The organism is Aurantibacillus circumpalustris, assembly GCF_029625215.1.
Classification (GTDB): domain Bacteria; phylum Bacteroidota; class Bacteroidia; order B-17B0; family Aurantibacillaceae; genus Aurantibacillus; species Aurantibacillus circumpalustris.
On sequence record NZ_CP121197.1, the window covers coordinates 1,095,968 to 1,109,092 of the forward strand.

Below are 13,125 nucleotides of genomic sequence, written 5' to 3' on the forward strand. Positions count from 1 at the left end.
GAGGACAAAATCCTATATTTGCCTATATTAATTTCATGAGTCGTCTACCTGTTCTAAAAACATATAAATTATTTATTGCCGGTCAGTTTCCGAGAACTGAAAGTGGAAGGTACTACGAATTAAAAAACACAAAACAACAAATTATTGCAAATGTGTGCTTAGGTTCACGCAAGGACTTTAAGAATTCAGTTGTTGCGGCTCGTACGTCTTTTCCTAGTTGGAGCGGGCGATCTGCTTTTAACCGCGGACAGATTTTGTATCGTATTGCAGAAATGTTAGAGGGAAGAAAATCACAGTTTACAGAAGAGATGCTTTTGCAAGGTATTTCAAAAAAAGCTGCAGAATCTGAAATTAGTTTAAGTATTGATAGGTTAATTCATTACGCAGGATGGTGCGATAAATACCAGCAAATTTTTAGTTCAGTAAATCCAGTAGCTTCTTCGCATTTTAATTTTTCTGTTCCTGAGCCAGCAGGAGTAATTTCTGTTATTGCACCTGAAACTTCAGGACTGTTGGGTTTGATAAGTGTTATCGCTCCAATTATTATAGGTGGAAATACTTGTATTGTGCTGGCTTCTGAAAAATTACCATTATCCGCAATAACTTTTTGTGAAGTGTTGGCTACTTCAGATTTACCCCATGGGGTGATAAATGTGTTAACGGGTGCAAGTAGAGAACTGCACAGCCATTTTTCATCTCACATGGATGTGAATGCAATAGTGTATTGCAGAAACAACAAGGCGGAAATAAAACTCATTCAGGAAAATTGCTCTTTAAATGTAAAGCGATTTTATCATTGGAATAAAGATTGGACTAAAGTAGAAAATCAAAACCCATATTTAATCCTTAACCTTCAAGAAATAAAAACCACTTGGCATCCAATCGAAAATAACAGTGTAAGTGGAGCTAAGTATTAATACTTGAAATTATAGAGATCCTTTATTATGCCTTCTTACCTTTTTATGTCGGGAAACACCTGGACAAGAGTCACATTTGTTTTTTTGAAGAAAACAACATTCCATTGTATTTACAAGAATTGCGAAAACGGAAAACAGAAGTAAATATCTTTTAAGCATAATTATCCTTACAAATATAAGCGAATATTTTACTACTTTTAGCCTTTATCACTAAAGGTGATTTACGAAAAAATGTAAAATAAATTGGGATTGTTTTTTCATATAGGACAGTATTCTGCACTCATGTTCAGGGTCTTTAAAAGACCTCAGAAGTACAGCGTTTATTTAAGACAAATAATTGTTGAGATAGATAGTATGGGACTCACTTCTCTACCTATCGTTGCAATTATTTCTGTTTTTATGGGCGGAATTATTGCCATTCAAACGGCTAGTAATATAGATAATCCTTTAATTCCTCTTTATACAATTGGATTTACGGTTCGCGAAAGTATTATGTTGGAGTTTAGTCCAACTGTGGTGTGTTTAATTTTGGCAGGAAAAGTAGGGTCTAACATTTCTTCTGAAATTGGCGCCATGCGCATCACAGAGCAAATCGATGCTTTAGAGATCATGGGAATAAATTCGGCAGGGTATTTAATTTTTCCAAAGATTGCAGCGGCTATCATTATTTTTCCTGTGCTTATTGCCTTAAGTATGTTTCTTGGAATCTCTGGGGGTTACTTAATGGCGTGTCTACCGTCTGCAGCCTTCACAACCTATGAATATGTTTTCGGGATCCAGGCCTTTTTTGACCCCACGAAATTATATTACTCTTTCACAAAAGTTTTAGTTTTTGCGTTTATTATTACTTCTGTTTCTTCTTACTATGGTTACTATACTTCCGGTGGAGCTTTAGAAGTGGGTAAAAGTAGTACAAATGCTGTGGTTTACAGCAGTATTTTGATTTTATTATTTAGCCTGATCCTAACTTATTTATTCCTGATCCGTTGATCGAAATTAAAAATATCAACAAAAGTTTTGGCTCCAGGCACATTGTAAAAGACGTTTCCTTTGTGTTTTATCCTGGTAAAACAAACCTCATTATAGGAGAAAGTGGAAGTGGTAAAACAACTATATTAAAACTTATGGTTGGACTTCACGAAGCCGATACTGGAGATGTTATTTATGATGGACAAAATTTCCCCAAATTAACGCCTGATGGTAAGCAAGAAATTAGGAAACAAATCGGCATGTTATTTCAAGGCGGCGCTTTGTTTGACTCGCAGACTTTAGAGGAAAATGTACGTTTTCCATTAGACATGTTTACTAATCTTAGTAAGGAAGAAAAACTGGACCGTGTAAATTTTTGTTTGAAGCGCGTAATGCTCGAAGGAAAAAATGATTTATATCCAGCTGAACTCAGCGGAGGCATGAAAAAAAGAGCTTCCTTAGCAAGAGCAATAGCCAATCACCCGAAGTATTTATTTTGCGATGAACCAAATTCAGGACTTGATCCAAAAACGTCCATTGTTATTGATAATTTAATTAAAGACATCACTGAGGAGTATAACATGACTACGATTATCGTTACTCACGATATGAATTCCGTAATAGAAATTGGAGACAATGTTATGTTTGTTTATAAGGGAGAGAATTGGTGGTCTGGTGATAAAACACAAGTGTTAGAAACTGCAAATAAAGAACTAACAGACTTTGTATTTGCTAGTGCATTTATGAAATCGGTTTACAAAAACAAAAAGTAAACGAACACAATTTAATTCTGGGCATACAAGTGTTTCGACCTGTCAACGTCTACTAATTTCTCTGCATCAATTTCAAGAAAAAAATTTAATTGCCAATTTTGAGTTTTTTGCGCTTGTTTGTTAAGCTGTTTATCCCAAGGAGGATATACGCGAAACCCTCTTTTTCCTTCTTTTTTATCACTTGATAATACGTGTTGCTTTAATAGTTCTTCTTTTGGAAATACAAATTGTCCAAATCGGTTCTTATTTCTAACACTTATTACGAAAAAATCAATGATGTCAGAGGCATCGTGCGGACAAGTTATTCCGGCTTCATCCCGTTTCCATAAGGTAACAAAGAGACCCGTTTTAGTTGGCGTAACTTTTGCTACACGAAACTTTATGTGAGAAAAATTAATTGAAAAAGTGCAGGCTCCATAGTCATTGCTTTCAGATTCTTGAATGAGATTTGAAAATAGAAATCCGCAGGCATCATACACAAAAGTTTTAGCAAAGTTTAAATCGGGATGAATTTTATTTAATCCAATTTCATTAATCATGACAGCTCTTCCTGAATTTCAAGCCAACGAATTGACTTTTGATCCAATTCTTCTGTTAGTTTCTTAAGATCTTCTGTTAGTTTTTGAATTTCATTATAATCAGTAACACCACCAGCAAGTTCTTCATTTATACGCAATTTTTTTTCTTCTAGGATGGGAATTTCTATTTCAAGTTCATCTAATTCATGCTGAACCTTAAACGATAATTTTTTTGCAGGAGCATTTTTTGGTTCTTGTTTAACTTCTACTTTAGCAGTTTCAATAACCTTCGCAGCATTTTTAATTGTTTCTTTTTCTTCCTCTTTTTGTTCACTAATCCAGTTACGGTACTCCGTGTAGTTTCCTGGATAATCTTTAATCGCACCGTTGCCCTCTAAAACGAATGTATGATCAACCAAACGATCAATAAAATATCTATCGTGAGAAACAATCAACACACAACCTTTAAACTCTTCAAGAAAATCTTCTAATGTTTGTAGAGTAACAATGTCTAAATCATTTGTAGGCTCATCGAGAATTAAAAAGTTAGGATTTTTCATTAACACGGTTAAAAGAAACAATCTTCTTTTTTCACCACCGCTTAGGGTATGTGCATAGCTGTATTGAACATTTGGTGGAAAATTAAAACGCGTTAATAATTGAGAAGCCGATAAACTTGTTCCATTCGCTAATGGAATGTGTTCCGCAATGTCTTGAATAATTTCAATGATGCGTTTGTCGTTGTTTATTACCATTCCGCTTTGGGAATAGTAACCAAAAACAATCGTGTCGCCTAAAGAAACTTTTCCTGTATCAACAGATTCTTTGCCTTGAATAATATTTAAAAGGGTTGTTTTACCAGTACCGTTTTTTCCAACCACACCAATTTTTTCACCTGGAATAAAAGTGTAAGTAAATGCCTCGGATAAAATAACTTTATTAGGATAATTTTTTGTGATGTTATGAAGCTCTACAATTTTAGAACCCATGCGTTCCATCTTTACTGTTAGTTCAATTTTTTTCTCGACACGTTTTTGTTTCGCTTTTTTTTCTGTTTCATAAAAAGCATCCACACGTGATTTTGATTTTGTTCCACGAGCCTTTGGCATCTTACGCACCCAAACCACTTCTTTGCGATAAAGATTTCTTGCCTTATCAATTTCAGCATCTGTAATTTGTTCACGTTCTGCTTTTTTCTCTAAATAATAATCAAAATTGCCTTTGTATTCATACAACATGTGATTATCAATTTCAATTATTTTATCACACACTTCATCTAGAAAATAACGATCGTGCGTCACTAATAAAATACTAATAGACGCATCTTGTAAGTAATTTTCAAGCCATTCAATCATCTCAATATCGAGGTGATTGGTAGGCTCATCCATAATAATAAGATTGGGTTTATTAATTAAAGTAAGGGCAAGTGCCACACGTTTTTTTTGTCCACCCGAAAGTGTACTGATAATGCGTGAAGTATCGCGAATTTCCAAACGAGATAAAATTTCTAGAATATTTTTTTCGTAATCCCAGGCATCGATTAAATTCATTTCATTAAGTGCGATTTCCATTTTATCGGCTACTTGATCACTCGAATCGGTCTCACTTAATTTAATAATGGCATCGTAATTTCTTATGCAACGTACAAATTGATTATCGGCTGTATCAATCAGTTGCTGTATAGTTAGCGTTTCATCAAAAGCAAAATTCTGTTCCAAAAATCCAACAGTAATATCTTTTCTAAAAACAACTTCACCCTCATCAGCAATTTCAATTCCCTTTAATATTTTAAAAAGGGTTGTTTTCCCGGAACCATTTTTGGCCACCAAAGCAACTTTTTCACCGTAATTAATACCGAAACTGATTTTATTAAACAGCACCTTTGCGCCGTATGCTTTAGAAATATTGTTAATAGAGAGTAAATTCATGGCCGCAAAGGTAGTCATTCGTTAGCAATGGCATAAATAAGAATGTTTTTTTGAGTATTTTTATACATCAAATGTCAAATAAGCCGCCTTTCATAAACGAAGAAGAAAAGCTAAGAATTCGAATGAGCAGGACTCACACGGAAAGGTTTAGAATGCTAATGAATCTTATTAAAATTAGCCAAAAGCTTAAGAGCGCGAAAATCATTAATTCAAAGCCATAAATGGATATTCTTGACGAAGAAATATTGAATTTATGGCGTTTGTTGGAGAAACATCAAACTAAATATATTATGGTTGGAGGTTTTGCAACCACACTTCATGGTTTTAGCAGAGCAACTGCAGATCTTGATATATGGATTAAAGATACACCAGAAAACAGGCGTAGTTTCAGGTTAGTTTTAAAGGAATTGGAGATTGGAGATTTTGAAAGTATTGAGACTACTCAGTTTGTTCCAGGATTTACTTCTATTTTATTGAATTCTGGTTTTGAACTCGATATCATGACCTATTTGAAGGGATTTGATCAAGTTAGGTTTGATGAATGTTATGGCCTTGCGCCAGAAGCCGTTGTTGAAGATGTACGGGTAAAATTCATGCACATTAATCAATTAATTGAAGCTAAAAAAGCTTCAGGTCGCAAGAAAGATCTAATGGACGTTGAAGAGCTTGAAAAAATAAAAAAAACCCCACCATACGGCAGGGTTTCAGAATAAATAAAAGGTTTTTTTTAGTTAGCGTGACTGTAATCTTTAGTCCCAGCAACTGCACCATTCTCGTCCCAATTTGTCCAAACACCTGTTTTCTCTCCATTGTTATAGTTCATCTCAAAACGTTTTTTGCCAGTTTCATCAAAAACTAACCAAGTGCCAGTTTTTTTCCCAACATTATAAAAAGCGATGGCAGAAGTAGTTCCATTTTCATTAAAACGTACCCATTTATTGTCTTTTTGACCTTTAGTAAACATTCCTTTTTCCATTAGCTTGCCTGATGCGTAGAAATAAGTTGCTTCTCCTTCAATAACGCCTTCCTTAACAGTAAATTCAGACTTAATTCCGTTTTGCGTTTTCGAAATAACTCCATTAAACAACTCTCCGTTAAATAAACCTGGAGTAGCATTGTCATTAATATATAAACCTTTATCGTTTTGTGTTTGTGAATTTAAGAACCCAAAACTTACTACCGATAAAAATAGAATAAGTGCATTTTTCATAACCTTTGTTTTTTTAAATAGTTTAATAAACCAATTTGTTAAAACAAAGATATTAAGATAACCGTTTAGAAACAATGGGGTAATAGAAAGATAACCTTAACTTTACTTTTAAAGGTGTAAAATTAGCTCAAAGGCCCTTTGGTAACGATAAAATTAAGATAAATTAGAGAGATTTTAAAGAAAGATCCGAAAAAGCACTTAGATAAGTTGCTTTTACTTCTAAAGGTTCGAAGCCAATAGTGTTTATTTTTAGAGAGTATTCTTTATCTGTTTTAATGGAAAGTTTGAAATTACCATCCATGTCTGCAAAGAAAGTCTCACCTGTTTCTGGAATTAAAATCTTAGCACCTGGAATGGATTCGCCGTATGAATCAGTTATTTTACCAGCAATTACTTTTGTAGTCGATTTCTCTTTGTCGGAGTTTCCAGCTAATGAAACACCGCTAAACGAAACAAATAATAAGATATAAAGTAGTTTTTTCAACGACACAAAGTTAAACGCACTGTTTTCGTTAATCGTTACGGCAATATTACCAAATTGTTAAGGTCAAATTCCCGGCAAAAAATTACCTTTGCCCCATGCGTATAGATATAATAAGCGCGGTGCCCGATCTTATGACAAGTGCTTTCGGGCACTCCATATTAAAAAGAGCCATTGCCAATAAAATTGTGGAAGTCAACCTCATTAACCTGAGAGATTATGCTACAGGAAAGCAAAAACAATTAGACGATTACGCGTTTGGTGGAGGCGCCGGAATGGTAATGATGATAGAGCCAATTGATAATTGTATTAAGGATCTAAAATCAAAAAACGCCTATGATGAGGTTATTTATATGTCGCCAGATGGTGAACTATTAAATCAACCACTTTGCAATCAGCTTTCTTTGGTAAAGAATATTATTATTTTATGCGGACACTATAAAGGTGTTGATCAAAGAGTAAGAGAACACTTGATTTCACGTGAGATTAGCGTGGGTGATTATGTTTTAAGTGGCGGAGAACTGGCGGCTGCTATTTTAAGCGATTCAATTATTCGTTTGCTTCCTGGAGTGTTAAATGATGAAACATCTGCCCTAAGCGACTCTTTTCAGGATAATTTGTTGGCTCCTCCTGTTTATACTCGTCCTTCAAGCTATAATGGCTGGGAGATTCCTGAGGTGCTGTTAAGTGGACACAGCGCTAATATTGATAAATGGCGCCATGAACAAAGCGTAGAACGCACAAAAACAAGGCGTCCCGACCTCCTTAAATAGGAAAAATTAATGAAAATAGGCGTTTTATTTTCCCAATAAAATTGCGTTATTTGAAGCCTTAAATTAAAAGTATATCAAGGTGTATTTTAAGAAAAAAGCTAAGTAAAATAACATTAACAATACACACGACAACTAAAATTACGTACATATGAAAGTTGGAATTCCAGCGGAAATATTTCCAAACGAACTAAGGGTTGCTGCAACTCCTAAAACGGTAAAACGTTTACAAAAGCAGGGGTTCGAGGTTTATATCCAGCATAACGCCGGACAAAAAGCAAACTTTTCTGACAAAGATTTTGAAGAAGCTGGTGCTAAAATAGTACAAAATGCTGCCGATATTTATGGTAAATCTGATATTGTTCTTAAAGTAAAAGAACCTGCAGTAGAAGAAATTGCCATGATGCGAGAAGGCCTGGTGATGTTGAGCTATTTATGGCCGGCACAAAATCAGGACTTACTTAAAGTGTTAGCTGACAAAAAAGTAAACGCTGTAGCAATGGACGCTATTCCGCGTATTTCCAGAGCACAAAAAATGGATGTACTGTCATCTATGGCTAACATAGCTGGATACAGAGCAGTTATAGAAGGATCGTATCATTTTGGAAGATTTTTAAACGGACAAATTACAGCTGCAGGAAAAGTAGAACCTGCAAAAGTACTTGTGATTGGCGCGGGTGTAGCAGGACTTGCAGCACTAGGAGCAGCCAATTCATTAGGTGCCATTGTAAGAGCATTCGATACGCGAAAAGAAGTAGCTGAACAAATTGAATCCATGGGTGCCGAATTTCTTACGGTAGAAATAGAAGAAGACGGCGCAACATCTTCTGGCTACTCTAAAGAAATGAGTAAAGAATTTATTGCAGCGGAAATGGCTTTGTTTAAAGCACAAGCCGCTGAGGTAGATATTATTATAACCACTGCACAAATTCCAGGCAAGCCTGCTCCAAAATTAATTTTAGAAGATCACGTTGCTGTAATGAAGCCAGGTTCTGTGATTGTTGATTTAGCGGCATCTACCGGTGGTAATTGTGTGCTAACTAAAAATGGTGAAGTATATACGACGCCGAACGGTGTTACCATTGTTGGAAAATTAAATCAGTTACCAAGTCAGGCATCACAACTTTATGGAAACAACTTATGCCATCTTCTAGATGATATGGGCAAAGCCGAAAAGTTTAAGATTGATATGGAAGACGCTGTTGTATCAAGAGCCATGGTAACATACAATGGTAAGATCAATTGGCCACCAGCGCCACTTCCTGTAAGTCCGGCTAAACCTAAGGCTGCAGCCGTTGAAGTTGAAGATCCAAAAGTTGTTGCAGCGCGCAAAGCAAAAAAGGAAGGAAAATCGTTAACCATTCGTTTAGGTTTTATTGGTTTGTTTTTATTGATGTTAGGTCAATTTGCACCGAGTGAATTTATGCAACACTTCACCGTGTTTGTACTAGCGGTGTTTATCGGTTGGCAAGTTATTTGGAATGTATCACATTCTCTTCACACTCCGTTAATGGCTGTTACCAATGCCATAAGCGGAATTATCATCGTTGGCGGTTTATTGCAAACGACCAATGATTTTTCAAGTCCTATGACCATTTTAGCATCCATTGCTATTCTTGTGGCCAGCATAAATATTGTTGGCGGATTTGTAGTTACTCACCGTATGTTGAAAATGTTCAAAAAATAAAAAAATGATCGCTAAGGAAATTCAAATTGCAGCTTACTTATTTGCAAGTATATTATTTATTTTAAGTTTAGGAGGTTTATCCTCACAAGAGTCCGCTAAGCGCGGAGTGTTCTACGGTATCATTGGAATGATCATTGCTGTTTTAGCAACGGTTCTCGGACAAGGCGTAAACGGACACGCCTATATCATCGCTGCAGTTGCCATTGCATCTGTTATTGGTGTGATGTTAGCGCGTAAGGTTGAAATGACTTCTATGCCTCAGCTAGTAGCCATTCTACATAGTTTTGTGGGATTAGCTGCGGTTCTTGTAGGTTTTGGTTCTTATCTCGATCCTAAAACACATGCTTTGGCATCGACAGAACATACTATTCATTTAGTAGAAGTATTTATTGGTGTGTTTATTGGCGCCATCACTTTCACAGGTTCTATTGTTGCTTGGGGAAAACTAGAAGGTAAAATCAGAAGCAAACCTTTGTTATATCCGGGCAGACATGCAGTAAATATTATTTTATTAGTTGCGTGTATCGTTCTCGGCGCAATTTTTACAATGGCTCCAGGTACAGAAGGAATGTTGTATTTATACATCATGACAGCAATAGCTTGTTTTATTGGTGTGATGCTGGTAATGGCAATAGGCGGTGCAGATATGCCAGTGGTTGTTTCCATGTTAAACTCTTATTCAGGTTGGGCAGCTTCAGCAGCTGGTTTTATGTTAGGCAATGATCTTTTAATTGTAACAGGAGCTTTAGTGGGTAGTTCAGGTGCTATTCTTTCCATCATTATGTGTGAAGCCATGAACAGATCTTTTATCTCTGTTATTCTTGGAGGTTTTGGTGAGACAGCATCAAGCGGAGAAGCAGTTGCTATGGAAGGTGAAGTGACTGCTATGAATCATGAAGAAGTTGCTGATCTTTTAAAAGAAGCAAAATCGATTGTGATTGTACCAGGTTACGGAATGGCTGTAGCAAAAGCACAATATCCTATTTTTGAAATGGTGCAAACTTTACGTAAAGCTGGTAAAAAAGTAAGATTCGCGATTCACCCTGTGGCTGGTCGTTTACCGGGACATATGAACGTATTACTTGCAGAAGCAAGCGTACCTTATGATATTGTTTTAGAAATGGATGAGATCAATGAAGATCTTCCTGATACAGACGTAGTAATGGTAATCGGTGCTAACGACGTTGTTAATCCTGGTGCGCAAGATGATCCTTCAAGTCCAATTTACGGCATGCCTGTTATTGAAGCTTGGAAAGCAGAAAAAGTAATTGTGATGAAACGCTCTATGTCTGTTGGTTATGCCGGTGTTGAAAATCCATTGTTCTACAAATCAAATACCGATATGCTTTACGGCGATGCTAAGGACAGTGTAGAAAAAATACTAGGCTTTTTGAAAGCTTAGTTCGACAACCAAAATTTATTTATTACAGAAAGCTTAGGATGTCCTAAGCTTTTTTAATGACCTTTTATTTGTAATTCTTAAATGATTAAATTAGCTTGTCGAAACGCTAAACCCAAATCACATGAAAAAACTATTACTACCTTTTATTTTGTTAATTCTGATAAATAAAACACCTGCACAAGTTGTGTTTTGTCCTGCTGGTGCTGAGTGGAATTATTATTTTAATGCAGCTTATGGTGGCGGTTTTGAGAACGAAACCATTAAATATCTGCGGGACACAATTATTGGTGCTGACACAATTAAACTATTGAAGAGTTCGCGCTTGTATGCAGATGGCAACCCAGTGCCCCCCAATTTTTTAACCCACATTAAACAAAAGGGCGACACGATATTTTTTAATAATTTTTCTACGCAATATACTTGGCAGATTTTATATAATTTTGCTGCACAGGTAAACGAAGGTTGGCACATAACTCATATAGGATGTCCTGTTAACTCTATTTTAACCAGTAGTTATAACGTTGTTTCTATTAGCTCAGTAGTTGAAAACAATATGACTTTAAAAAAGTTGAACATGGGTGTTTTCACTGTTACAGAAAGATTTGGATCCAGTGGTTTTCTGTTTCTGCTTTCTAACAAAGGTAATTGCCATACCGATCAATATGTCGGGAGTTTATGTTATAAAGACAATTCATTCGGCTTAAAACAATTTTCCAGCTATCCGTGTGATTACTCAAATACAGTTGGTGTTTCAGAGAATGAGCTTAATAAAGGTTTAAGAGTTTTCCCAAATCCTACAAATGGAAAATTTACTTTTGAGTCAGCAACTTCTGAAATGACTAACATTAGCATTCACAACGCTCTTGGAGAGCTTGTTTATAGCAAACCAAATCAATATTCAAACAATCAAATAGACCTGAGTTTTTTACCGCAAGGAATTTATTATTTATCTGCAGAAAGCGACAAGATCAAGAAAACAATTAAGGTAGTAAAGAATTAATCAAGAACAGGCCGTTGTTACTTAATCGGCAACTCTTTCACCATTCGATCGTTTTTAAAAAGCATTTTGTGTGCAATTACACCTAGTGTATCGTAATATGTCCAAATGCTGTCTTTTAAATCGTTTTTGTAAGAACCCGAGTAACGCGTTTTTCCATTCTCAAAGTAAGCAATGTTTGGTCCGTGACGGTAACCTTTGTCATAATGCATTTCGCTCCAAAGCACACCAGTCGGGTAAAATGACATCCACTGCCCATGGCGCTCTCCAAAACGAAAAAGACCTTTAAACTTGGTGATGCCATTTGGATATTTATCTACGTAATCTCCGGTGTAAGTGCTGTCTGGTGGCACAATCAATAATGGGTTTGTTCCTCTTAAAGAGTCCGCTTTTAAACGTTGTTCGATTCTTGAAAGTGAATCGTTCACTCTTCTTTCTTCAGGACTAAGATTTTTTTCTTCTGAATTGGAAGAGCAGTTTACAAGGAATACTAATAGTGTGATACAAATGGTAATGGAGAACAATTTTTTCATGTGGTTATTTTTTTCTTTCAATGGCGTAAATTAATAAACGTTCTAAGCTATTTCGGGCATCGTTTTCTGGCAACTGTTTTAAAACGGCAAGAGCTTGATCTTTGTATTGATGCATGATCTTATTTGCATAGCTAATACCGCCTTTTGCAATTACAAAATCAATTACTTTTTTTACTTCTTCGCTTTCTTCGTTGTGATTTTTAACGATGTTAATGATTTTGCGTTTCTCTAACCAAGTACTATTATTCAGAGCATAAATTAAAGGCAGGGTCATTTTCTTTTCCTTGATATCGATACCTGTTGGTTTACCAATGTTGTCATCTGTTCCAAAATCAAACAAGTCGTCTTTAATTTGAAAGGCTATACCAGTAAGGGTTCCAAAATCACGCGCCAAGTTTATTGCTTTTTCATCGTTTGTTACAGAAGCTGTTCCTGCAGCGCAACAAGCGGCAATCAAAGTCGCAGTCTTTTTAGTAATAATATCAAAATAAATTTCTTCAGAAATATCCAATCGTCTTGCTTTTTCAATCTGCAACAATTCCCCTTCACTCATTTCACGTACAGCTGTGCTCACAATTTTTAAAAGGTGAAAATCATTATTGTCCAATGAAAGCAAAAGCCCTTTTGATAATAAAAAGTCGCCAATTAAAACAGCAATTTTATTTTTCCATAAAGCGTTTACGCTAAAAAACCCGCGACGTTCATTGCTATCATCCACAACATCGTCGTGTACCAAAGTGGCGGTATGCAAAAGCTCAATAAGTGCAGCGGCACGGTGTGTGCTGTCGTTAATTTCTCCACTAATTTGTGCGGATAAAAACACAAACATGGGGCGGATTTGTTTGCCTTTACGTTTTACGATGTAGGTGGTAATTTTGTCGAGAAGCGGAACCGAACTCTTCATGGCGTCTTTGAATTTTTCTTCAAACACTTCCATGTG

At 35.9% G+C, this 13,125-nt stretch carries 14 protein-coding genes; 8 read left to right on the plus strand and 6 right to left on the minus strand.

The genetic code is table 11. The features are described from left to right. The first annotated feature begins 35 nt into the window (after positions 1–35). The 3 genes from P2086_RS04540 (at position 36) to P2086_RS04550 (ending at position 2,659) form a co-directional block, all read left to right on the plus strand. Positions 36–917: an aldehyde dehydrogenase family protein gene (locus P2086_RS04540; RefSeq protein ID WP_317899249.1), complete on the plus strand. Its 882-nt coding sequence runs from the start codon at positions 36–38 to the stop codon at positions 915–917. A 249-nt stretch (positions 918–1,166) separates the two neighbouring features. Beyond that, a complete protein-coding gene (locus tag P2086_RS04545) occupies positions 1,167–1,907 on the plus strand; it encodes an MlaE family ABC transporter permease (protein ID WP_317899250.1) in 741 nt (246 codons plus the stop codon). Beyond that, entirely contained in the window at positions 1,904–2,659 is a 756-nt protein-coding gene (locus P2086_RS04550) for an ABC transporter ATP-binding protein (protein ID WP_317899251.1), read from the plus strand. Before P2086_RS04545 ends, P2086_RS04550 begins: the two co-directional genes overlap by 4 nt. Positions 2,660–2,670: 11 nt before the next feature. Here P2086_RS04550 and P2086_RS04555 read toward each other — a convergent pair whose 3' ends face one another. Together P2086_RS04555 and P2086_RS04560 are read right to left on the minus strand one after the other, a co-directional pair. Beyond that, a complete protein-coding gene (locus P2086_RS04555; protein WP_317899252.1) occupies positions 2,671–3,198 on the minus strand; it encodes a MepB family protein in 528 nt (175 codons plus the stop codon). Then, the gene (locus P2086_RS04560) at positions 3,195–5,105 is read right to left on the minus strand and encodes an ABC-F family ATP-binding cassette domain-containing protein (protein ID WP_317899253.1); all 1,911 of its coding nucleotides are present in this window, start codon (positions 5,103–5,105) and stop codon (positions 3,195–3,197) included. Before P2086_RS04560 ends, P2086_RS04555 begins: the two co-directional genes overlap by 4 nt. A gap of 221 nt (positions 5,106–5,326) precedes the next feature. Here P2086_RS04560 and P2086_RS04565 point away from each other — a divergent pair, with 221 nt between their 5' ends. Further along, complete coding sequence (locus P2086_RS04565) at positions 5,327–5,818, plus strand: hypothetical protein (RefSeq protein WP_317899254.1); 492 nt, start codon at positions 5,327–5,329, stop codon at positions 5,816–5,818. A gap of 14 nt (positions 5,819–5,832) precedes the next feature. Here the strand turns inward: P2086_RS04565 and P2086_RS04570 are convergent, their stop codons facing one another. Both P2086_RS04570 and P2086_RS04575 read right to left on the minus strand, forming a co-directional pair. After that, positions 5,833–6,315 carry a toxin-antitoxin system YwqK family antitoxin gene (locus P2086_RS04570; RefSeq protein WP_317899255.1) on the minus strand — a complete coding sequence of 161 codons (483 nt, stop codon included), beginning with the start codon at positions 6,313–6,315 and terminating at the stop codon, positions 5,833–5,835. Positions 6,316–6,478: 163 nt separating this feature from the next. Beyond that, positions 6,479–6,799, minus strand: a complete 321-nt coding sequence (locus tag P2086_RS04575) for a carboxypeptidase-like regulatory domain-containing protein (RefSeq protein WP_317899256.1) — start codon at positions 6,797–6,799, stop codon at positions 6,479–6,481. A gap of 95 nt (positions 6,800–6,894) precedes the next feature. Here P2086_RS04575 and trmD point away from each other — a divergent pair, with 95 nt between their 5' ends. The 4 genes from trmD (at position 6,895) to P2086_RS04595 (ending at position 11,655) form a co-directional block, all read left to right on the plus strand. Then, the gene (gene trmD, locus P2086_RS04580) at positions 6,895–7,569 is read left to right on the plus strand and encodes a tRNA (guanosine(37)-N1)-methyltransferase TrmD (protein ID WP_317899257.1); all 675 of its coding nucleotides are present in this window, start codon (positions 6,895–6,897) and stop codon (positions 7,567–7,569) included. Between the two features lie 148 nt (positions 7,570–7,717). Next, entirely contained in the window at positions 7,718–9,253 is a 1,536-nt protein-coding gene (locus P2086_RS04585; protein ID WP_317899258.1) for a Re/Si-specific NAD(P)(+) transhydrogenase subunit alpha, read from the plus strand. Positions 9,254–9,257: 4 nt separating this feature from the next. Then, complete coding sequence (pntB, locus tag P2086_RS04590) at positions 9,258–10,655, plus strand: Re/Si-specific NAD(P)(+) transhydrogenase subunit beta (RefSeq protein ID WP_317899259.1); 1,398 nt, start codon at positions 9,258–9,260, stop codon at positions 10,653–10,655. Positions 10,656–10,776: 121 nt separating this feature from the next. Next, positions 10,777–11,655, plus strand: coding sequence for a T9SS type A sorting domain-containing protein (locus P2086_RS04595; protein ID WP_317899260.1), 879 nt, complete (start codon positions 10,777–10,779; stop codon positions 11,653–11,655). A gap of 17 nt (positions 11,656–11,672) precedes the next feature. On the opposite strand, the gene P2086_RS04600 is transcribed toward P2086_RS04595, so the two are convergent. Together P2086_RS04600 and P2086_RS04605 are read right to left on the minus strand one after the other, a co-directional pair. Continuing rightward, positions 11,673–12,185, minus strand: a complete 513-nt coding sequence (locus P2086_RS04600; protein ID WP_317899261.1) for a toxin-antitoxin system YwqK family antitoxin — start codon at positions 12,183–12,185, stop codon at positions 11,673–11,675. A 4-nt stretch (positions 12,186–12,189) separates the two neighbouring features. Further along, the gene (locus tag P2086_RS04605; RefSeq protein ID WP_317900250.1) at positions 12,190–13,122 is read right to left on the minus strand and encodes a polyprenyl synthetase family protein; all 933 of its coding nucleotides are present in this window, start codon (positions 13,120–13,122) and stop codon (positions 12,190–12,192) included. Positions 13,123–13,125: the final 3 nt, after the last annotated feature.